Raw genomic sequence first — 20663 nt, 5'->3', positions numbered from 1 at the left:
AGGCTCGGCTATCCTGTGCACCATTGTCACCGCATTCGAAGACGCCATGCAGCCCACCTTCCCCCTGCCCGAAGCCGATGCCCTGGCCCACAGCGACCAGCTGGCCGCCGCCCTGCGCGCCGAAATCCTTGCGCAGGGCGGGGCGATGCCGTTCTCCCGCTTCATGGAGCTGTGCCTGTACACCCCCGGCTGGGGCTATTACAGCGCCGGCGCCAGCAAATTCGGCGGTAGTGGCGACTTCACCACCGCGCCCGAGCTCGGCAGCCTGTTCGCCGGCAGCGTGGCCAATGCGCTGGCGCCGGTGTTCGCCCAGTTGGGCGCGCAGGCGCGGATGCTGGAACTGGGCGGCGGAACCGGCGCCTTCGCCGAAGCCGTGCTGCTGCGCCTGGCCGAGCTCGACGCGCTGCCGTCGCGGTACGCCATCCTCGAACCCAGCGCCGACCTGCGTGAGCGCCAGCAGCTGCGCCTGCAGCAGAACCTGCCGGCCGAGCTGGCCGCACGCGTGGACTGGGTCGACCGCCCGTTCGAAGAGGACTGGGAGGGCGTGGTGTTCGCCAACGAGGTGATCGACGCATTGCCGACCCCGCGCTTCCTGATCCGGGATGGCGAGGTCTACGAGGAAACCGTGGAGCTGGATGCCGAAGGCAACTTCATCCGCGGCGCGCAGCCGGCCGACATCCTGCTCAACGGCGCAGTGCGCCATATCGAGCGCTACCTGGAAAAACCCTTCGCCGAGGGCTACCGCTCCGAGGTGCTGCCGCAGCTGCCGTACTGGCTGCAGGCGGTGGCCGGCGGCCTGCAGCGCGGCGCGATGCTGTTCGTCGATTACGGCTACAACCGCGGCGAGTTCTACCAGCACGACCGCGACGATGGCACCGTGCGCGCCTTCTACCGCCATCACGTGCATAACGACGTGCATCGTTGGCCGGGCCTGCAGGACATCACGGCGTCGGTGGATTTCACCGCCATGGCCGAGGCCGGCATGCACGGTGGCTTCGAGCTGGCCGGCTACTGCAGCCAGGCCAGTTTCCTGCTCGGCAACGGGCTGGACCAGGTGCTGCTGCTGGCCGAGGAACGCACCGATGAAGTGGGCCGCATCCAGCTGCGCGACCAGGTGAAGAAGCTGACCCTGCCGACCGAAATGGGCGAGCGCTTCCAGGCCATCGGCCTGCAGCGCGGCGTCGACTTCGAACCGGCCTTCGAGCTGGGTGACCTGAGCTGGCGCCTGTGAGCGCGGCGTTGCCGGTGATCAAGCCGCTGCGTCGGCCACGGTTGTGGACCGTACTGTGGGCGACGGCGGTGCTGCTGGTGATCGTGGTCTGCCTGATTCCGCCGCCGCCGATTCCGCTGCCGGAAAACAGCGACAAGGGCGAGCACTTCCTCGCCTACTTCATCCTGGCGGGCAGCGCGGTGCAGCTGTTCCGGCGCGGACGTCCGCTGCTGTGGGTGGGCGTGGGTCTGGTGCTGATGGGGATCGGCATCGAGTTCGCGCAGGGCGCGCTGACCAGCAACCGCACCGCCGACCCGATGGATGCGCTGGCCAACACGATCGGCGTGCTGGTCGGTCTGGCTACGGCACTGACCCCGCTGCGCGATCTGCTGCTGCGCTGGCGCGGGTAAAGGCGTGCCAACCAAGGTTGGCACCCACCTGTAGATCCACGCCATGCGCGGATGGAATCCGTAGATCCACGCCATGCGTGGCCATGCGTGGATGAGCTGCCCGGGGTGCCGACCAAGTTCGGCACCCACCATGACAGACCTGTCATTACTTCCCCAGCGTGACCTCATCCAGCACCCACATCGCCGGGCGCGTATCGCCGGTGAAGTTGATGCACAGGTCACCCGTGCCCTGGGTGTCCTTCGGCAGCGTGGCCTTCAGCGTCACGAAGCCATCGGCATCGGGCTTGGCCGGCAACGCTACTTCAGCCAGCACCTTGCCGCTGCAGTCGCCACGACGCACCTGCATCTCGCCGCGCGCGCGCTTGGCCTTCTCGAAACGGCGCTTGGGTTCGTCGTGGGCCAGCTGGAAGTAGTACGGGATGCGACCTGCACGCACTTCCACGCTGCCGATGCCGTCCAGCTGCGCCTGCGGCCAGCGCCAGCACGGCTGGAAGATGTCCACGTTGAACACCGCACGGGGGCCCTCGCGTGGGCCATCGTCTTCCAGGCGCAGCACCAGCCCCTTCTTGCCCACGCAGCTGAGCAGTTCATCGCTGCGGCGGCTGAGCAGCGATTGTGCGCTGAAGTCCGCGACCGTCGGCTTCGCCGCCAGCATCTGGCCCTGGTAGAACGCGGCGGCCTGCACGGCGGCGGGCAGCTGCGCCGTCAGCGGCTGCTGGTACAGCGGCGACTGCGCGGTCACCGGCTGGCCATCGGTGCTGTAGCGCACTTCATAGCCCAGCGGATTGGCCAGCGACACGGTCACCGTGTTCTTCGCGCGATCATCGGTGTAGTCCACGCCTACTTCGAACGGAGTCTGCGCATAGGCCAGGCCCCAGGCACGGTAGCGCTGCAGCTGCGCCGGCAGGCGTGCGAGGAAATCGCGGAAGTCGCGATGTTCCGGCATGCTCCAGCCGGTCTCGGCCACGGCGGCCAGGCGCGGGAACAGGTTGTGCTGCAGGCGTGCATAGCTGCGCGTGTGTTCGGTGAACATGTTGGCCTGCAGGCCGAGGATGTGCCCGCGCTTGTCGGCGGCCAGTTCGGCCGGCACCGGCTCGAAGTTGTAGAGCTTGCCAAGGTTGACCTGGGTCGGGCGGCCCGGCGGTTCGTTCGGTGAGGCCGTCTGCAGGTAGTCCAGGTACAGGTAGCCGACGGGCGACATGATCACGTCATGCCCGGCACTGGCCGCAGCGAGGCCACCTTCGGTGCCCTGCCACGACATCACCGTGGCCTGCGGTGGCAGACCACCTTCGAGGATCTCATCCCAGCCGATCAGGCGCCGGTCGTGTTCCTCCAGGAACGTCTCCAGGCGCTTGATGATGTGGCTCTGCATGGCCATTTCATTCTTGATGCCCAGCGCACGCATGCGCTGCTGCACCTGCTTCGAGGCTTCCCACTGGTCCTTGACCGCCTCGTCGCCGCCCACGTGCACGTACTTGGCCGGGAACAGTTCGATCACTTCCTCCAGGACGTTCTCGAGGAAGGTGACGGTGCTGTCTTCCACGTTGAACAGGTTCGGGAACACGCCCCATTCGCTGATCGGCTTCAGCGGGGTATTGATCGAACCCAGTTCCGGATACGCGGCGATCGCTGCGGTCGCGTGCCCCGGCACATCGATTTCCGGAATCACCTGGATATGCAGCTTCGCGGCATAGGCGATCACCTCGCGGATCTGGTCCTGCGTGTAGAAGCCGCAGTACGGGTGCTCCTGGCCGCTGGCCGGATCGATGCCGCCATCGCCGGCCGGCAGGCGGCAGCTGCCCACCTCGGTCAGCTTCGGGTAGCGCTTGATCTCCATGCGCCAGCCCTGGTCATCGGTGAGGTGCCAGTGGAAGGTGTTGAGCTTGTGCGCGGCCATCGCGTCGAGCACGCGCTTGATCTCGTCCAGGCTCTGGAAATGCCGCGCCGAGTCGAGCATGAAGCCGCGCCAGCTGAAGCGCGGCGCGTCCTGGATCTGCACCGCTGGCAGCACGCCGTTGCTGCCGCCGGTGGCCAGCTGGGCGAGGGTGGTCGCGCCATAGAACAGGCCGGTTTCGTTGCCGGCCTGGATCACCACGCCCTGCGCGGTGCTGTCCAGCGTGTATCCCTCACCGCTGTCGCGGAAGGTGGGCACGATCTGGAAGCGGATGCTGCCGGCCCTGGCTGCAGCCTTGCTCTTGGCCAGGACCAGGCGCGGGCCACCACTGCGGGCCAGCAGGTCCGCGAACTGGGCAGCGACGCGCTGTGCGGCTTCGCCTTCGGCCTGCAGCACGGTATCGGCGCGCACGGTGATGCCGCTGCCCTGGCCACGTTGCACAGTGACCGGGGCGGGGATCAGCATCAGGCTGCCAGCACGCAGCTGCGGACCGGGTGCTTCGGCGGCGGGCGTGGGATCGGCGGCGAGCGCCGGCATTGCCGGCAGCAGGGCGAGCAGGCTGCCCAGCAGCACTGCGCTGCGCATCCGGGCGCGGGAAGGCTTGACCATCGGAACGACTCCTTGGAACGGTGCGATGAACGCTATACATGAAAAACGCCGGGCCCGGAATGACCCAGGCCCGGCGTGCGTGCACGACTCGGCGATGTTGCCGCCGCTGGATCAGTACTTGAAGCGGAAGTTGAGGTAGTACTGGCGACCGTTGCTGTAGAACGAGGTCGGGGTGGCCGCGCTCTGGTAGTACTTGTAGGTCGGGTTGTTGAGGTTCAGCGCATCGAAGCTGACGCTCATCCAGTCGGTGGCCTTGTAGCTCAGCGATACCGACAGGGTGCCGAACGCGTCCTGGTAGTAGGGGTTGGCACCGGACAGGCCGATCAGGAACGACGAGCGGCGGGTGTAGCTGACGCGTGCGCCGAAGGTATCGTTCTCGAAGTAGGCACCCACGTTGTAGGTGTTCTTCGAGGTGCCCAGCAGGTTGTGGCTGCCGTCGGCCCAGGTGTGCGAGGTGCTGCCATCGGCGTAGGTGTAGTTGGCGTTGACGCCGAAGTACTCACCGATCGGCTGCTCGTACGCCACTTCCATGCCGGTGACCTTGCCGTCGGCGTTGACCGGCACCGAGACCTGGTAGGCCTCCAGCTGGTGGGTCAGTTCGCTGAACAGCATCTGGGTCTGGGTGCCGAAGGCCACGTAGTCCTTCAGGTTCATCGAGTACGCACCCACCGACAGCAGGCCGCGCGGCATGAAGTACCACTCGACGTTGGCGTCGAAGTTGGTCGACAGCACCGGCTTCAGCTTCGGATTGCCGCCGCCACCAGTCTTGTTCAGATCCGAGCCCCAGGTCGAAGCACCCAGCGCCGAGAAGTCCGGCAGGGTCTGGGTCTGCGACGCGGCGAAGCGGAACACCAGGTCATCGGCCAGATCGAACTTCAGGTTCGCGCTGGGCAGGATGCGGTCGTGCTTGTTGTCGAACGACAGCGACTTCCACATGCCGAACAGGCTGCGGACGTCGGCGTTTGCCGCGTCGGTGACGGCCTGGTAGGTGTCGATGTCCTGCTTGATGTTGACATAGCGCAGGCCGACGTTGCCGCTCCAGCGGTCGCCGCTGAAGTTGCCCTGCACATAGGCGGCGAAGTTCTTCTCGGCAACCTTCCACTCGGCACCGTAGTTGTGGCGGCCGGTCGGGCCGTCATTGCCGGACAGCCAGGTGGAGTTGTTGGTCACCGCATCCTTCAGCGCGCCCGGGGTGAAATACCACAGGTCGCGCGGGAAGCTGCCACCGATGCTGCTGGCGAAACCACCCGGGAAGCCTGCGGTCGCACCGTTCTTCAGTGCATCCCAGATCGCGCCCGGGGTTGCGCCTTCCGGCGACTTGGATTCGCGCTTGTGGTCGGCGAAACGGGCACCGAAGTCGATCGAGTTCAGTGCGCCGGCATCGCTGAAGTACTGGTTGAAGTCAACGTTGACCCACTTTTCCTTATCGATCGCGGTCACCTGCTGGTTGCCCCAGGTGCCGAATTCGGTCACGCCGCCCGGGCTGATGTTGCCACCGACATTCCAGTCGATCGGCGAACCATTGCCGTGGGTGGCCCAGGTTGCACCACCACCGCGGGCGAGGTTGACCTCGGCGATGTACTGGCGCGGTGTATCGCCGGTACCCTTGGTGCTGCCAGCCTGGAACTTCATGCCCAGGTTGTCATTGATCTGCCAGTCGGCATCGAAGGTGATGTAGTTGGTCTTGGCCTTCGACTCGCGGTAGATCATGTCGTACACCGCGTAATCGCGGTCGGCCTGGCCAGCGAAGGTGGCGTTGGTCAGCACGCCATCCTTGACCACATAGCCCGGGTTCGGGGCCTGGCCCGGAATCAGGATCTTGTTGCCATTGGCATCTTCAACGGTGCGGTCGTTGAGGATGCGGCCGCCCCACAGCATGAAATTGCGGTTGTAGTTGTTCGCCTTCAGTTCCGAGCTGAAGCCTTCCAGGCCCAGGGTCAGGTTGCCCATAGGCTTGAACTGCAGCGAGATCAGGCCGCCCTTGCGCTCGCGGGTCTGTTCGAACAGCGTCGAGCCGAGCAGGCCCGGCGCGTACACGCCGGCCAGATCCGGATTGGACTGGGCCACCGTGCCGGTCGGATCGATCTTGAAGAAGCCACCCGGGATTTCCTGCGCTTCGCGGCGCAGCTCGCGCTTCTGGCTGAAGGCCTGCACCATCACGCCGAAGGTGTTGTCGTCGTTCTTGTAGTTGAACAACGCCGACAGCTGCGGGTCATTCGACTTCGCCTGGTCCGAACGCACCGCACCGATCGAGGCCTCAGCCGAGATCTGCTTGGAGAACTCCAGCGGCTTGCGGGTGAGGATGTTGACGGTACCGGTGGTGCCGCCGTCCTGCAGCTTGGCCTGCGAGGACTTGTTCACTTCCACCGAGCGAACCAGTTCCGACGGCAGCAGGGCGTAGCTGACGCTGCGGCCGACGTTGTTGCCCTGGCTGAGCACGAACCAGTCGGCCGAGCCGACGGTGTGGCCGTTGATCAGGGTCTGGGTCAGGCTAGGGCTGGTGCCGCGCAGGCTGACACGGTCGGCTTCGTCGAAGCCGCCTTCGTCGGCGCTGGACGAGCTGATGTTCACACCCGGCAGGCGCTGCAGGGTGTCAGCGACGTTGTGCGCGGGCAGCTTGCCCACGTCTTCAGCGGTGACCACTTCCACGCGTGCGTTCGCTTCGCGCTTGGTGTCCAGCGATTTTTCCATCGAGCCACGGATGCCGGTGACCTGCACGGTATCCAGGTCGGTGGCGGTCTGGGAGGCCTGCTGCGCGTGCGCACTGAAGGCGATGCAGCTGACGATGGCGGCCGAAAGCAGGGTCTTGCGGGTGTTCATGATGTCTCTCCTCATCACTCGATTGGATGCCGGCGGCGGTGTTCGATTACGGTTGCGAAGACATGCGCGGGGCGGCGGCGAAGTCCCGTGCGTTGGCGTGCCACGTACTGCGTGCTGCGATTGCGTTGAAGCCTGTTGCGGTGTCAGGCGGCCGACTGCTGCTGCAGGTACCAGCTGGCAGCGCCGACCACGCCCAGCTGGCCGTGTTCGACGACCTTCACCGGGATGCGTGCCAGCGCTTCGCCCATCGGCCCCTTCTGCAGGTAGCGTTCGACGAAGGTGCTGGCGTGCAGGTATTCGCGGATCTGCGGCAGGATGCCGCCGGCCAGGTAGACGCCACCGTGGGCGCCGTAGAACAGCGCCATGTCGCCGATGGTGCTGCCGAGCAGGCCACAGAACACATCCAGCGCCTGGCGCGCGTGCACGTCGGTATCGACCATGGCCGCAGCGGTGACAGCATCGGGGCTGGTCAGGGTCGGTGCCTGCCCCTGCAGCGCGCACACCGCGCGGTACAGGTTCATCAGGCCCGGGCCGGAGATTGCATGCTCGATCGACACGTGGGCGCGGTCGCGCTGCATGTGGCGGACGATGGCCATTTCCAGTTCGGTGCTGGCCGCCAGGGTCGGCTGGCCGGCTTCGGTCGGCAGGACCACCGGGCCGTGCGCGGTGGGAATCCACAGCGCGGCGCCGAGGCCGGTGCCGGGGCCGACCACCAGGGTCGGGCCACGCGCAGCGGTGTCCGGCCCGCACAGGTGCAGCACGCCGCTGGCGTCCACCTGCGCGGCGGCATAGGCCACCGCTTCGAAGTCATTGACGATGTAGACCCGCTGCAGGCCGACGTCTGCTTCCACCTGGCGCGCCGACAGCGGCCACGGCAGGTTGGCGGTGATCACCGTGCCGTCCTCGCGGGCGTAGCCGGCGCTGGCAACCACGCAATGCGTGGGCCGCGGGCCTTCGCCAAGGAAGTCGGACAGGATCGCGCTGAGGCCGGCATGGTCGGCATTGCGGTACTTGCGGTACTCCAGCACCTGCACCGGGTGGGCAGCATCACCGCTGGCCTGGACCCGGGCCACGCGCACATGGGTGCCACCGACGTCGGCGGCCAGGAACGAGGGCGCGACTCGGGACAGGACATGGGCCGGGGCGGGGTGGCTGGCGGTCACGCGGGCTCCTGCTGCAGGTGGGGCCGGACCCGGGATCGGGGGCGGCGATTGGGGCGGAGTCTGTAACCCCGCTGACAACGATGTCAACGAGTTCGTGACACTTTCGTTGCTGCGTCGCAACGAATGCGACATGCAGTAAACGTTTACATGGCGTGAGCATGGGTTTCACGCGGGAACCGTTGCTGCAAGGGGCTCAAGGGCTGTGGCGCATTCAGCACACGGCGCTGTGATCGGGTTGCGCAGTGCAGCACGAGGTTCACGGGGCTGCGCATGGAAGTTGACAAACCGCGGTTGTCCATCGAAAGAATGTGACAACGTTGTTCCCAGCCACTCTCCGACGCCGCGTTCTGCGGCCGTCGCCGCAGGAGCCCTCCTGATGTCCGCCGTCCCCGCTGCAAGCGCGCGCCCGAACGTGGCCACCTCCATCGCCATCGTTGGCGTGTTGTTCTTCCTGATCGGCTTCTTCACCTGGCTCAACGGCCCGCTGATCACCTTCGTCAAGCTCGCCTTCGAACTCAGCGAGGTGGGTGCCTTCCTGGTGCTGATGGTGTTCTACCTGTCCTACTTCTTCCTGGCCCTGCCGGCATCGTGGATCCTGCGCCGCACCGGCATGAAGAAGGGCCTGAGCCTGAGCCTGCTGGTGATGGCCGGTGGTGCTGCGTTGTTCGGTGAGTTCGCCACCCAGCGCTGGTACCCGGGCGCGCTTGGCGGCCTGTTCGTGATCGGCAGTGGCCTGGCCCTGCTGCAGACCGCGATCAACCCCTACATCTCCATCCTCGGCCCGATCGAGACGGCGGCACGCCGCATCGCGCTGATGGGCATCTGCAACAAGATCGCCGGCATGCTCGCCCCGGTGCTGATCGGTACCGTGGTGCTGCATGGCATCGGTGATCTGTCGGCCACGGTGGCCGCTGCCGATGAAGCCACCAAGGCGCAGTTGTTGAACGAATTCGCCGCCAAGATCCATGCGCCGTACCTGGCGATGGCCGGCCTGCTGGTGCTGCTGGCGGTGGCCGTGCTGTTCTCGCCGCTGCCGGAAATCAAGTCGTCCGAAGCCAACGCTACGCCGGTGGCGGCCGGTGCCGCCGAACGCCGCAGCATCTTCCAGTTCCCGCACCTGTGGCTGGGCGTGTTGTGCCTGTTCGTCTACGTGGGCGTGGAGGTGATGGCCGGTGATGCGATCGGTACCTACGGCCATGGTTTCGACCTGCCGCTGGACCAGACCAAGATGTTCACCTCGCTCACGCTGGGCGCGATGCTGGTCGGCTATGTGGTCGGCCTGCTGCTGATTCCCAAGGTGGTCTCGCAGTCGCGCTACCTGACCATTTCAGCGGTGCTGGGCGTGGTGTTCTGCCTCGGCGCCTGGGCCACCCACGGCTATGTATCGGTGGCCTTCGTGGCCCTGCTGGGCTTCGCCAACGCGATGATGTGGCCGGCGATCTTCCCGCTGGCGATCCGCGGCCTGGGCCGCTTCACCGAGACCGGCTCGGCCTTGCTGGTGATGGGTATTGCCGGTGGCGCGATCATTCCGCAGCTGTTCGCCGTGCTCAAGCAGCACATCGACTTCCAGCTGGTGTTCGTGCTGCTGATGGTGCCGTGCTACCTGTACATCCTGTTCTACTCGGTGATCGGCCACCGCGCCGGCCTGCCGCAGGAGCGCTGATCGGCGATGATGGACGGCAGCCAACCCCAGGGAAAACCCATGCGCAGAGCGACCATCAAGGACGTTGCGGAAAAGGCCAAGGTCTCGCTGAAGACGGTCTCGCGGGTGATCAACAACGAGCCTTCGGTGATGCAGGCCACCCGTGCGCGGGTGCTGCGTGCCATCGCCGAACTCGATTACGAGCCCGATCCGTCCGCGCGCAACCTGCGCAGCGGCACCACCTTCGTGATCGGGCTGGTCTACGACAACCCGAACCCGTACCACATCATCGGCGTGCAGAACGGCGTGCTCGCTGCCTGCCGCGAGACCGGCTTCGGCCTGCAGATCCATCCCTGTGATTCCAGCTCGCCGCTGCTGGCCGATGAACTGGCCGACTGGGTGCAGCGTTCGCGCCTGGCCGGGCTGGTGCTGACCGCGCCGATGTCCGAACGCCGCGACCTGATCCAGGCACTGACCGCGCGCGGCATCAAGCTGGTGCGCATCATTGCCGCCACCGAAGACCCGGCCGACGGTGCCTGCGTGTTCGTCGACGACCGCGAGGCCGCCTACGAGATCACCGAGCACCTGATCCAGCTGGGTCACCAGCGCATCGGCTTCCTCTGGGGCGGCATTTCGCACCGCTCCTCGGGCGAGCGCTATGCCGGTTACGAAGCCGCGCTGAAGGACTACGGCATGACCGTGGACAAGCACCTGGTGGTGCAGGGCGACTACACCTTCGACGATGGTTTCCGCGGTGCGCGCCGCCTGCTGGCGCTGCGCGAGCCGCCCACCGCCATCTTCGGTTCCAACGACGAAATCGCCGCCGGTGTGCTGGCCGCCGCGAAGTCGGCGGGCATGAACGTGCCGTACGACCTGTCCATCGCCGGTTTCGAGGACAGCCCGTTCTCGCGCCAGTCGTGGCCGCCGCTGACCACCGCCAAGCAGGCCACCGAGGACATTGCCCGCCATGCCGCGCGCCTGCTGATCGCACAGCTGCGCAGCGACGCCTACGACGATGCACCGGCACCGCTGCACAACCAGGGCTTCGTGCCGCAGCTGGTGGTGCGCGGCTCGACCGCGCCGATGCGCCCAGCCGGCGCACGCCCCCTTCCTTCCGATCCTGCCTGAGCCTGCCATGTCGCTGTCAGACCCCACGTCCACCCTGATGTTCGCCGAGGCCGCTGAAGCGGCCGACGTGGTCGCGCGCCAGTTCTCGCGCAACCACGCCACCATGGAAACCCTGGCCGCCAGCCTGCGTGCGGCGCCGCCGCCGTTCGTGGTCACCTGCGCCCGCGGCAGCTCCGACCATGCCGCCACCTATGGCAAGTACCTGCTGGAAACCCAGCTGGGCCTGGTGGTCGCATCGGCCTCGCCGTCGGTGGGGTCGGTCTATGCCGCACCGCTGCAGCTGCGTGGCGCGCTGTTCATCGTCATCTCGCAGTCGGGCAAGAGCCCGGACCTGCTGCGCAACGCGGAAGCTGCCAAGGCCGCCGGCGCGCGCGTGATCGCGCTGGTCAACGTCGAGGATTCGCCGCTGGCGCAGCTGGCCGACACGGTCATTCCGCTGCATGCCGGTGCCGAAAAGAGCGTGGCGGCGACCAAGAGCTACCTGGCGTCGCTGGCCGCGCTGCTGCAGCTGGCTGCCTATTGGAAGCAGGACAGCAGCCTGCGTGCCGCGCTGGACCTGCTGCCGGACGCGATGCGTGAGGCCTGGCAGTGCGACTGGACGTCGGTGACCGAGGGCCTGGTCGATGCCACCAACCTGTTCGTGCTCGGCCGCGGCCTGGGCCTGGGCGCGGCGCAGGAAGCTGCGCTGAAGTTCAAGGAAACCTGCAGCCTGCACGCTGAGGCCTACAGCTCGGCCGAGGTCAAGCATGGCCCGATGGCGCTGGTTGATCGTGGTTTCCCGGTGCTGGCCTTCGCCCAGCCGGATGAGACCGGCGCCGGTACCCGCGCGGTGGTCGATGAGTTCACCGCACGTGGCGCGCAGGTGTGGATGGCCGGTGCCGGTGGCAATCTGCCGGTGGCCGCCGCGCCGCATCCGCTGTGCGCACCGCTGCTGACCGTGCAGAGCTTCTACCGCGCGATCAACGCGTTGGCGCTGCGTCGTGGCTTCAATCCGGACCTGCCGCCGCACCTGAACAAGGTTACGGAGACGGTGTGATGGCAACGGTCCTGCGCAACGCCCGCATCCTTGCCGGCGATGAATTCCGAGACGATCTGGCGGTGGTGATCGAGGGCGGTCGCATCAGCGCGCTGCTGCCTGACGCTGCACCGCAGCTCGGCCAGGCCGCCGAGCAGGTGGACCTGGGCGGTGGCTGGCTGCTGCCCGGTTTCATCGATGTGCAGGTCAACGGTGGTGGCGGTGCGCTGTTCAACAACACGCCGGACGTGGCGGCACTGCGCACCATCGCGCAGGCGCACCGTCGCTTCGGCACCACCGCAATGCTGCCAACGCTGATCAGCGATGACGTGGCGGTGATGCGTGAAGCCATCGGTGCGATGCGCGAGGCGATCGCGCAGGGTGTGCCAGGCGTGATCGGCATCCATCTGGAAGGACCGTACATCGCGCCGGCGCGCAAGGGCACGCACGATGCCAGCAAGTTCCGTGTGCCCGACGAAGAGGAGATCGCGCTGGCCGCATCGCTGGACAACGGCGTGACCCTGCTGACGCTGGCACCGGAACGCGTGCCGCTGGAGACCATTCGCGCGCTGGTCGAGCGCGGCGTGGTCGTTGCCGCTGGGCATACCGCAGGCACCTACGAAGAGATCCGCGCCGGTCTGGATGCCGGCGTGCGCGGCTTCACCCACCTGTACAACGCGATGTCGCCGCTGCAGGGGCGTGAGCCCGGCGCGGTGGGCGCTGCGCTGGAAGACCGCGACAGCTGGATCGGCATCATCGTCGATGGCGTGCATGTGCATCCGGCCAGCCTGCGCGTGGCGCTGGCGGCCAAGCCGCGCGGTCGCCTGCTGCTGGTGACCGATGCGATGCCGCCGGTCGGTGCCGACGATCCCAGCTACGTGCTGTATGGCGAAACCATCACCGCCATCGACGGTGTGGTGCGCAACGCTGCCGGTTCGTTGGCGGGTTCGGCGCTGGACATGGCCACCGCCGTGCGCAATACCGTGCAGCTGCTCGGCCAACCGCTGGCCGAAGCCGCACGCATGGCCTCGACCTATCCGGCGCAGTTCCTCAACGTTGACGATCGCCTGGGTCATATCGCCGAGGGCTACCAGGCTGATCTGGTGCTGCTGGACTACGCGCTGCAGGTGCGCGGCACCTGGATTGCCGGACAGTACGAGGCTGCCTGATGGCCGAGCCGTTGAAGGGAAGCACACCGCCACGCCGGCTGGGCTCGATCGATGCCCTGCGCGGCATCACCGTGGCGGCAATGCTGCTGGTCAACAACCCGGGTGACTGGAGCGCGGTGTTCGCGCCGCTGCGCCATTCGGAATGGCATGGCTGCACACCCACCGATCTGGTGTTCCCGTTCTTCCTGTTCCTGGTGGGCGTGTCGATGGCCTTCAGCGTGGCGCCACGCGCGCTGGACACGGCGGCGCGACCCGCGTTGGTGCGCGGCGTTCTGGAGCGCGCACTGCGCATCCTGGTGGCCGGTGCGTTGCTGCACCTGCTGATCTGGTGGGCGTTGCATACCCCTCACTTCCGCATCTGGGGCGTGCTGCAGCGGATCGCGGTATGCGCGGCGCTGGTGGGCGTACTGGCGGTGTATGCGCGTCCGCGCGCACAGGCGGCCGTACTGGTCAGTCTGCTGGTGGGGTATACCGTGCTGCTGCTGGGCGTCGGCGATCTGGCGCCGTGGACCAATCCGGCCAGTCGTCTGGATACCACGCTGTTCGCACCGTGGATCTACCAGTGGCATGCCGATACCGGGCTCGGACATGACCCGGAAGGATTGCTGAGTACGCTGGGTGCGCTTGCCAGCACGGTGCTCGGCCTGCTTGCCGGTGGCCTGCTGCGCAACGGGCGTTCGGGGGCATTGGCTGGGCTGGGCGTGGCGACCGCTGTGCTCGGCCTGTTGCTGGCCATCGTGCTGCCGCTGAACAAGCAACTGTGGACGCCCAGCTACGTGCTGTGGACCGGCGGCCTGGCCGCGCTGGCGCTGTGGCTGGGCCACATGCTGATCGACCAGAAGGGCTGGCCGGCGCTGGGCCGGCGCTTCGGTGTCAACGCGATCACCGCGTACCTGGGGGCATCGGTGATGTCGGTGGTGCTGATGGCGACCGGCGCCTGGGGCTGGATCTGGCAGCAGCTGGCCAGCGCGATGCCGCAGTCGCTGGAACTGGCGTCGATGCTGCAGGCACTGGTGTTTGTCGCGCTGTGGTGGGGCGTGGCGTGGTGGCTGGACCGGCGGAAGATCTATCTGAAGATCTGACCCCCGGCGGCGCGCCATATCCACGCATGGCGTGGATCTACCGGGCGAGAGGCGAACGCGATGCAGGCGGAATGGTCAGTAGATCCACGCCATGCGTGGATGCTCTCCGCGTGGCTTGCGATCGCCGCCTTGATGAACGGTTTCAGCCACGTAGAGGCGAGGTGATGCCTGATCAGGTTCGCATCTGAACCGTGATAACGGGCACTCAATTTCACCTATCGAAACCATTCACCACACGGCAGACTGCCTTCGCAGTACCGCATATCCGCAGTTCCTGATCCCCTGTCCAGGAGTGCTGTATGTCCCGTGCCGTCCCGCGCGCGTTCCGTCCGCGCCGCCTCACCGTTTCCGTGCTTCAGACCCTGGCTGTCCCGTCCGTCCTGCTGTTGACCGCCAGTGTCGCCTGGGCCGGCTGTGACAATGCCACCCCGACTGCGGGCCAGACGGTCAGCTGCGATGCCAACGCGCCGAATCCACAGACCGTTCCCGTCACCGCCACTGGCGCGGCCGGTATCACCGTCAATGTCGCCAACACGGCACAACTGCAGCAGAGCGGTGGTGGCAGCGCGATTTCGCTGGTCGGGGCCGGCGGGCACCTGCTGTCCAACCTCGGCACGATCAGTTCGGTGGGGGGCGTGGCGGTCCAGCTTGGCGGTGGCAGCCGCGTCGAAAATGCCGGCAGCATCAGTACCGGCAACAACACGGCCCTGCAGTTCGTTGGCGCCGGCGACAGCGTGCTGGTCAACCGCGGAACGATCAGCGGGCGCACCGGCGTGCAGTTCGGCGCCGGCAATGATCGCCTGGAAATGCAGGCCGGCAGCATCACCGGCGGTGTCCTGCAGGGCGACGGCAACGACGTGCTGCTGCTGAGCAATGGCACCATCGACAGCGTCGACCAGGGCAGCGGCGATGATCAGATGACCGTCACTGGCGGCACTGTCACCGGCGTGGTGGCGCAGGGCAGCGGCCGCGACGATTTCGTCATGAGTGGCGGCACGATCGGCGCGCTGCAGCAGGGCGACAACATCGATACGTTCCGCATGAGCGGTGGCCGCATCATCGGCGCGTTCGAGGATGGCGACCAGGCGTGGATGACCGGTGGCCGCATCGGCCGCGTCAACATGAAGCTGGACAAGAACCTGTGGGACCAGTCCGGCGGCACCGTGGACGGCAACGTGGTGACCGGCTTCGACACCGACACCATCATCATCTCGGGTACGGCCTACATCGGTGGCAACATCAGCGTCAGCGGCGGCAATGACAGCGTGACCATCACCGATGGCACCGTGCGTGGCCAGGTGCTGCTCAGTACCGGCAATGACACCTTCAACTGGAACGGCGGCGGCATCGTCTACGGCGCGATCGACATGGGGCCGGACAACGACGTGGCCAACCTCAGCAATCTCAACCAGGCCAACCTCGGTGCGGTACCGCTGTTCGACGGTGGCAGTGGCGTCGACCAGCTCAACCTCAGCAACGTCAAGACCGCCGGCGTAGGCCGTTTCCAGAACTGGGAGGCGATCAGCCTGGCCAACAGCACCGAGCTGAGCTTCGATGGGGATCTGGTGCTGGGCGACAGCGGGACCGGTACCGGTACGCTCACGGTGGATGACACCAGTACCGTCTACGCGGGCAGTGGCGGTCATGCCATCCGGCCGTTCAACAGTGGCGCACTGGTGGAGATGGTCAATGCCGGGCGCATCGACCTGACCGGTACCGGCGCTGGCGACGTGTTCACCGTGCGTGGCAACTACCGCGGTGAGGGCGGTGGGCTGTACCTGCGTACCGTGCTGGGCGCGGACAATTCCAACAGCGACCGCCTGGTGATCGATGGCGGTACTGCCACCGGGACCACCGGCATCGGTGTGCTCAATGCCGGCGGCAGCGGCGCGGCCACGCTGGCCGATGGCATCCTGGTGGTGCAGGCGTTGAATGGTGGCCGTACCGCGCCGGGCGCGTTCTCGCTGTTCGCACCGGTTGCGGCCGGTGCCTACGAGTACTTCCTGTTCAAGGGCGGTGTCAGTGCCGGTACCAGCGAGAACTGGTACCTGCGCTCGACCGTGGTGGCCGGGCCTGCACCGGCGCCCAACGGAAGCGGTATCAATGGCGTGCCGCCGCCGCCGACGCCACCCGTCGCACCCCCACCACCGATCACCCCGGCACCGCCACCGCCGCCCGAAGGCGCTACCGATCCGGACCTGACTGCCGGCGAGACCGCGCCGCCACCGCCGCCACCGGAACCCGCTCCGGTGGCGCCGCCCAGCGACCCGGCGGTGCCGGACGTGCCGGTGGCGGGTGGCAGCCTGCCCGGTACCGGTGCGCCGCCGACGCCGGGTGCACGCCCCGCCGAGGGCGCGGTGGTGCCGCTGTACCGCGTGGAGACCGCCGCCTACGCCGTGGTGCCGCCGCTGCTGCGCGAGACCTCGCTGGCCAGCCTCGGCACGTTCCACGAGCGGCAGGGCGAGCAGCGCCTGCTGTACAACCAGGGCGCATTCCGCACTGCCTGGGGCCGTCTGGTGGGGCAGAGCAGCGAGATCCACTGGAAGGGTGATGCGCAGCCCGGCTTCGATGGCGATGTGATGGGCCTGCAGGCCGGCCTCGATGTGTGGGCCGCGGCCTCTGACAACCATCGCAACCAGATCGGCGTGTTCGTCGGCCGCACCCGCGCGCAGGGCAAGACCACCGGCCTGGCGCTGGGTTGGGAGAACGTACAGGTGGGCCAGAACCGCCTGGACGACAAGCACGTGGGCCTGTACTGGACGTTCACCGACAGCAGCGGCGGCTACATCGACGCCGTGGCGATGCAGAGCCGCTACGACGGCCGCGTACGTTCCTCGCGCGGGCTTGGCTTCGGGATCAAGGGCGATGGCACCAGCGTATCGGTGGAAGCCGGCAAGCCGCTGCTGCACGTCGGTCAGTCCGCATGGTGGCTGGAACCGCAGGTACAGGTAATCTGGCAGCGCACCGCGCTGGACGACCGCCGCGATGTGGTATCGAGCGTGCGTTTCGACAACGACAACGCCTGGACCGGCCGCATCGGCCTGCGCCTGGCTGGCGATTACCAGTTGGCCGACAACGGCTGGCAGCCGTATTTCAAGCTCAACTACTGGCATGGCCGTTCCGGCGAGGATCGCATCCGTTTCGACGACGACGTGATCATCAATTCGCAGCGCTCGCGTGCGCTGGAAGCCGGTGTAGGCGTGGTCGGGCGCTTCAACCGCACCATCAGCGCCTATGCCGTGGCCGATTACACGCGCGAGCTAGGTGGCGACCGCAACGAGAAGCGCCGCATCATCGAAGGCAACATCGGCCTGCGCGCGGATTGGTGACCCCCGCAGGCTTGGGTAGGTGCCGACCTGGGTCGGCACTCATCCCGTCACCGCCATGCTTCGCTCTGGTAGGTGTCGACCTTGGTCGACACGAACCCTGCCGCTGCCATGACCCTGTAGAGGCGAGCCATGCTCGGCTGCTTCGGTCGTAATTCCACAAAGCCGAGCATAGGCTCGGCTCTACAACACACTGGCGTGTGTATCGGGCTCCACCAGCGCCCCGGCATGATCGGCCAGCACCACCACCGCATGCAGCAACCCTTCCTCCACCTGCGGCGGACACTGCGCCTGCGCATCATCCATCTCGCGCGCCGACTGCGCCGCCAGCAACACGCCCCCACACGCAGACACTGCCGCCAGACAGCGCGTCGCCTCGGCCAGTTCCCGGCCGCGCGCCTCGCTGAGTTGCCGCTCGCGCCACGACTGCCCATCGACCGCGTGGCTGTGCGCGATGCCGCGCAACCGCGCGAAGAACGCGGAGGGCGGCGCCTGTTCGTGGACTTCGGTGAGCGCATCTTCCAACGCTTCTGCTGCGGTAGTGGACAGCTGCAGGCCGGGCAGTGCAGCGCCGAGCAGTGCCTGCAGGCGTGGATAGGTGGGGAAGGGCGTGTTCATGACGGCAACCTCACAAGGCAAGGCCACCTGCGGGATGCGAGGTGGCGGGCGGTGCGGGTTGGCGTGCCGGTGAAGCTACCCAAAGGAAACGAAGCCGGCGGATCGGAAGGATCCCCACGCACCGCCCGCCGCAGGACGACGGACGGTGCATTATTCGAGCCCGCGACATGGTCGCAAGCCCGACTTCAGGTAGCTTCATTCAGGACGCCAATCCCGGCCAGCGCAGGAGGCGCCGACGGAGGCAACCTTCTCGCGTTCTACGTGGCGATGACATGGGCAAAGTTGCAATCTACTGATCGCGTGCAAGCTGTCTTGCTGCAATCCGCGGCGGGGCCAGATACGACAGTCCGCGCATGGCGAAAGCCATCACCTGCGGGCTATGCTGTGCGCCTGCCTCAACGACAAGGAAACGTCACATGCAGGTTCGCAAGGGAGTGCGTCGCATTGGTGCGCTGGTGATCGCGCTGGTGGCTGCCAACGCCATGGCCGATACGCCCAAGGCAATCGAGGTGCCCTCGCCGGAGGCGGAGGCCGAGATCCTCAACCTGCTTGAACGGCAGGCGCTGTATCGCGACCGGGTGGACTGGCCTGGCACCCGCACACGACTGCAATCGGTGCAGGGTGACCCCGTGAAGCGGCTGGCGTTGCTGCGCGAAGCCATTGCGGTCAGCACGGGCAATCATGGCGTATGGACGACGACCCAGCGCCAGAGCGAATCCCTTGCGCGCGCGCAGCAGGTCGGCGCCGCCGCCGTGGAAAGGGCCAAGGCCGCCGATGCGGTGGATGCGCGCATCGGCTGGTTGGTCATCGAGGGATATGCCTCCACGCCCGGCGCGACGCCACAGGAAGCGTTCCGCCAGAACATCCAGCGCGCCGCGCGGTGGCAGCAGGTCATCCGCAGCAAGGACGACGGCATGCGCTGTGGCTGGATCGTCGACCTGCGTGACAACAGCGGTGGCAACATGTGGCCGATGCTGCTGGGCATGGCACCGCTGCTGCGCACCTCGGTGGTGAACAACGAAGATGTGGGGTCGTTCGAAACCGCACAGGGGCCGGAGCGCTGGACGTTGACCGCGACCGCCGTGCAGCGTGCAGGCAAGCCGGTGCTGGACTTCGGCCAGACCGGCTATGTGCTGCGGCAGCCTGGCGCGCCGGTGGCGGTGCTGTTCGGACAGCGTACCGGCAGTTCGGGCGAGGCCTCGGCGCTGGCGTGGCGTGGCCGTGCGCAGACGCGCAGCTTCGGCCAGCCGACGGCAGGGGTCTCGACTGGCAACAACGTGCGCACACTGGCCGATGGCAGCCGCCTGTTGTTGACCACCACCGTGATGCGCGACCGCAATGATCGTGGTGATGGGTTGAAGATCGAGCCCGACCAGCGCATCGAGGGTGATGCCGCCACTTTGGCCGCCGCCCAAGCCTGGCTGCTGGCCCAACCCGCCTGCCAGGGCCGCTGATCCATGATCCTGATCGGCCAGCAGGAACGGGTGGTGGTTGTCGGCCCCACCGAAGCGCATCACTGCCTGCGCTGCCAGACGGAAACCGAGTTCGCGCCCCAGCTGCGCTACAGGATGGCGCGCATCGACCTGCTGTTCGGCCTAACCTACCAGCGCCGCTACGAGCTGGCCTGCACCCGGTGCGCGCACGGCTGGGTGCTGGATACCGAGACCATGGACCAGCAGCTGGGTGGGGTGCCGATCCCGTGGCGGCACCGCTTCGGCCTGCCGCTGATGCTGGTGGTCGTGGCCGGGCTGGCCGCGCTGGGCTGGCTGTGGCGGCACGGATTCATCGGTTGAGGGCCGGGGCTGTTAAAGTCTGTCCTGCAATCACGTACCGGAACCGACCATGGACCACGACACCCCGTTCGAACCCCTCAACGACCTCGAGGTGCGCCTGCTGCAGGCCCAGGACGGCACGCTGACCGCAGCGCAGTTCCTCGACGGCCTGCTGACCTCGACGGCGTTCGTGCTGCTGGACAAGGCCATTGGTGAAGATGGCGCCTGGGACGAGAGCATCTCGCCGCTGGTGCTGACCAGCGAGAGCGGCGAGCCGATGTTCGCGGTGTTCACCGCGCCCGAGCGTGCTGGCCTGTGGCACGAGCAGCTGCCGCAGTTCGCCCATGCCATGCCGATTGCGGTGCACGCGCTGTTGGCCGGTATCGGCGACGGCGTCGGCCTGGTGCTGAACCCGGGCCTGGACGTGGGCATGGAGATGATTCCCGATGCCGTGGCCCAGCTGAAGCAGCGTGCGGCGGCGATCACCCGCGGCATGGCGCACTGAATCCAGGGATTGTCTGGGTGCCGGCCAGCGGCCGGCACTCCCCGTGGTGCCGGACGGCGGCGATGGCTTGCAAGTGCGTCCTGTTCAATGGAGAGGAGCATCGTGGGCAAGCGTTCTAGCCGATCGCTGTGGGTCTATGAGATCGGCCTTCTTGCGGGTTTGGCACTGGCAGCTGCGTTCATCACCCGGTTCAATCCGGTGGAGACGCTCCGGTTGGGTGGATGGCTGTTCCTCTTGATGCAACCCATCTTGTTGGGTGCTCATGCTGTCGACCATTTTTCGCGCAAGCGTCGTCGATAG

General features: G+C 67.0%; 16 protein-coding genes. 12 read left to right on the top strand and 4 right to left on the bottom strand.

Annotation, left to right across the window (positions count from 1 at the left end; genetic code table 11):
* Positions 1-46: 46 nt before the first annotated feature.
* Both SriyCCGPB3_RS18220 and SriyCCGPB3_RS18215 read left to right on the top strand, forming a co-directional pair.
* Positions 47-1231 (top strand): class I SAM-dependent methyltransferase, encoded by a 1185-nt coding sequence (locus SriyCCGPB3_RS18220; RefSeq protein ID WP_350259600.1) that lies wholly within the window; start codon positions 47-49, stop codon positions 1229-1231.
* Positions 1228-1620 carry a VanZ family protein gene (locus SriyCCGPB3_RS18215; RefSeq protein WP_180848087.1) on the top strand — a complete coding sequence of 131 codons (393 nt, stop codon included), beginning with the start codon at positions 1228-1230 and terminating at the stop codon, positions 1618-1620. Before SriyCCGPB3_RS18220 ends, SriyCCGPB3_RS18215 begins: the two co-directional genes overlap by 4 nt.
* A gap of 145 nt (positions 1621-1765) precedes the next feature.
* On the opposite strand, the gene SriyCCGPB3_RS18210 is transcribed toward SriyCCGPB3_RS18215, so the two are convergent.
* The 3 genes from SriyCCGPB3_RS18210 to SriyCCGPB3_RS18200 all read right to left on the bottom strand — a co-directional run bounded on the left by SriyCCGPB3_RS18210 (position 1766) and on the right by SriyCCGPB3_RS18200 (position 8106).
* Positions 1766-4123, bottom strand: a complete 2358-nt coding sequence (locus SriyCCGPB3_RS18210) for a beta-N-acetylhexosaminidase (RefSeq protein ID WP_350259599.1) — start codon at positions 4121-4123, stop codon at positions 1766-1768.
* Between the two features lie 111 nt (positions 4124-4234).
* Positions 4235-6943: a TonB-dependent receptor gene (locus SriyCCGPB3_RS18205; RefSeq protein ID WP_350259598.1), complete on the bottom strand. Its 2709-nt coding sequence runs from the start codon at positions 6941-6943 to the stop codon at positions 4235-4237.
* Positions 6944-7086: 143 nt separating this feature from the next.
* On the bottom strand, positions 7087-8106 hold the full coding sequence (locus SriyCCGPB3_RS18200; RefSeq protein WP_248858294.1) for a glucokinase family protein: 1020 nt from the start codon (positions 8104-8106) through the stop codon (positions 7087-7089).
* A gap of 376 nt (positions 8107-8482) precedes the next feature.
* On the opposite strand from SriyCCGPB3_RS18200, the gene SriyCCGPB3_RS18195 reads away from it, so the two are divergent.
* The 6 genes from SriyCCGPB3_RS18195 (at position 8483) to SriyCCGPB3_RS18170 (ending at position 17471) form a co-directional block, all read left to right on the top strand.
* Positions 8483-9769, top strand: a complete 1287-nt coding sequence (locus tag SriyCCGPB3_RS18195) for a sugar MFS transporter (protein WP_110713702.1) — start codon at positions 8483-8485, stop codon at positions 9767-9769.
* 39 nt (positions 9770-9808) lie between these two features.
* Positions 9809-10876, top strand: coding sequence for a LacI family DNA-binding transcriptional regulator (locus SriyCCGPB3_RS18190; RefSeq protein WP_006391719.1), 1068 nt, complete (start codon positions 9809-9811; stop codon positions 10874-10876).
* Between the two features lie 7 nt (positions 10877-10883).
* On the top strand, positions 10884-11912 hold the full coding sequence (locus tag SriyCCGPB3_RS18185; RefSeq protein ID WP_110713700.1) for an SIS domain-containing protein: 1029 nt from the start codon (positions 10884-10886) through the stop codon (positions 11910-11912).
* Positions 11912-13060 (top strand): N-acetylglucosamine-6-phosphate deacetylase, encoded by a 1149-nt coding sequence (gene nagA / locus SriyCCGPB3_RS18180; protein ID WP_350259597.1) that lies wholly within the window; start codon positions 11912-11914, stop codon positions 13058-13060. The genes SriyCCGPB3_RS18185 and nagA overlap by 1 nt, the downstream gene beginning before the upstream one ends.
* Positions 13060-14142: an acyltransferase family protein gene (locus SriyCCGPB3_RS18175; RefSeq protein WP_350259596.1), complete on the top strand. Its 1083-nt coding sequence runs from the start codon at positions 13060-13062 to the stop codon at positions 14140-14142. The genes nagA and SriyCCGPB3_RS18175 overlap by 1 nt, the downstream gene beginning before the upstream one ends.
* A 299-nt stretch (positions 14143-14441) precedes the next feature.
* Positions 14442-17471, top strand: a complete 3030-nt coding sequence (locus tag SriyCCGPB3_RS18170; RefSeq protein WP_350259595.1) for an autotransporter outer membrane beta-barrel domain-containing protein — start codon at positions 14442-14444, stop codon at positions 17469-17471.
* A 180-nt stretch (positions 17472-17651) separates the two neighbouring features.
* Here SriyCCGPB3_RS18170 and SriyCCGPB3_RS18165 read toward each other — a convergent pair whose 3' ends face one another.
* Entirely contained in the window at positions 17652-18086 is a 435-nt protein-coding gene (locus SriyCCGPB3_RS18165) for a hypothetical protein (RefSeq protein WP_180855453.1), read from the bottom strand.
* A gap of 416 nt (positions 18087-18502) precedes the next feature.
* Between SriyCCGPB3_RS18165 and SriyCCGPB3_RS18160 the strand changes: the two genes are divergently transcribed.
* The 4 genes from SriyCCGPB3_RS18160 to SriyCCGPB3_RS18145 all read left to right on the top strand — a co-directional run bounded on the left by SriyCCGPB3_RS18160 (position 18503) and on the right by SriyCCGPB3_RS18145 (position 20663).
* Positions 18503-19540, top strand: coding sequence for a S41 family peptidase (locus tag SriyCCGPB3_RS18160; protein WP_134951226.1), 1038 nt, complete (start codon positions 18503-18505; stop codon positions 19538-19540).
* Positions 19541-19543: 3 nt separating this feature from the next.
* Positions 19544-19879: a hypothetical protein gene (locus SriyCCGPB3_RS18155; RefSeq protein WP_180855452.1), complete on the top strand. Its 336-nt coding sequence runs from the start codon at positions 19544-19546 to the stop codon at positions 19877-19879.
* Between the two features lie 49 nt (positions 19880-19928).
* Entirely contained in the window at positions 19929-20363 is a 435-nt protein-coding gene (locus tag SriyCCGPB3_RS18150; protein WP_005419309.1) for an SseB family protein, read from the top strand.
* A gap of 102 nt (positions 20364-20465) precedes the next feature.
* Positions 20466-20663, top strand: a complete 198-nt coding sequence (locus SriyCCGPB3_RS18145) for a hypothetical protein (protein ID WP_180855451.1) — start codon at positions 20466-20468, stop codon at positions 20661-20663.

Origin of the sequence: Stenotrophomonas riyadhensis (genome assembly GCF_040256885.1) — a bacterium.
Lineage (GTDB): Bacteria > Pseudomonadota > Gammaproteobacteria > Xanthomonadales > Xanthomonadaceae > Stenotrophomonas > Stenotrophomonas riyadhensis.
Note: the sequence above shows the minus strand (reverse complement) of the source record. Positions and strands in the feature narration are given on the sequence as shown.

What these genes read in the sequence shown, in the direction of transcription:
- SriyCCGPB3_RS18220 (WP_350259600.1), top strand. Translation starts at nt 47, where the DNA reads ATGCAGCCCACCTTCCCCCTGCCCGAAGCCGATGCCCTGGCCCACAGC.
- SriyCCGPB3_RS18210 (WP_350259599.1), bottom strand. Translation starts at nt 4,123, where the DNA reads ATGGTCAAGCCTTCCCGCGCCCGGATGCGCAGCGCAGTGCTGCTGGGC.
- SriyCCGPB3_RS18205 (WP_350259598.1), bottom strand. Translation starts at nt 6,943, where the DNA reads ATGAACACCCGCAAGACCCTGCTTTCGGCCGCCATCGTCAGCTGCATC.
- SriyCCGPB3_RS18195 (WP_110713702.1), top strand. Translation starts at nt 8,483, where the DNA reads ATGTCCGCCGTCCCCGCTGCAAGCGCGCGCCCGAACGTGGCCACCTCC.
- SriyCCGPB3_RS18190 (WP_006391719.1), top strand. Translation starts at nt 9,809, where the DNA reads ATGCGCAGAGCGACCATCAAGGACGTTGCGGAAAAGGCCAAGGTCTCG.
- SriyCCGPB3_RS18185 (WP_110713700.1), top strand. Translation starts at nt 10,884, where the DNA reads ATGTCGCTGTCAGACCCCACGTCCACCCTGATGTTCGCCGAGGCCGCT.
- nagA (WP_350259597.1), top strand. Translation starts at nt 11,912, where the DNA reads ATGGCAACGGTCCTGCGCAACGCCCGCATCCTTGCCGGCGATGAATTC.
- SriyCCGPB3_RS18175 (WP_350259596.1), top strand. Translation starts at nt 13,060, where the DNA reads ATGGCCGAGCCGTTGAAGGGAAGCACACCGCCACGCCGGCTGGGCTCG.
- SriyCCGPB3_RS18170 (WP_350259595.1), top strand. Translation starts at nt 14,442, where the DNA reads ATGTCCCGTGCCGTCCCGCGCGCGTTCCGTCCGCGCCGCCTCACCGTT.
- SriyCCGPB3_RS18165 (WP_180855453.1), bottom strand. Translation starts at nt 18,086, where the DNA reads ATGAACACGCCCTTCCCCACCTATCCACGCCTGCAGGCACTGCTCGGC.
- SriyCCGPB3_RS18160 (WP_134951226.1), top strand. Translation starts at nt 18,503, where the DNA reads ATGCAGGTTCGCAAGGGAGTGCGTCGCATTGGTGCGCTGGTGATCGCG.
- SriyCCGPB3_RS18155 (WP_180855452.1), top strand. Translation starts at nt 19,544, where the DNA reads ATGATCCTGATCGGCCAGCAGGAACGGGTGGTGGTTGTCGGCCCCACC.
- SriyCCGPB3_RS18150 (WP_005419309.1), top strand. Translation starts at nt 19,929, where the DNA reads ATGGACCACGACACCCCGTTCGAACCCCTCAACGACCTCGAGGTGCGC.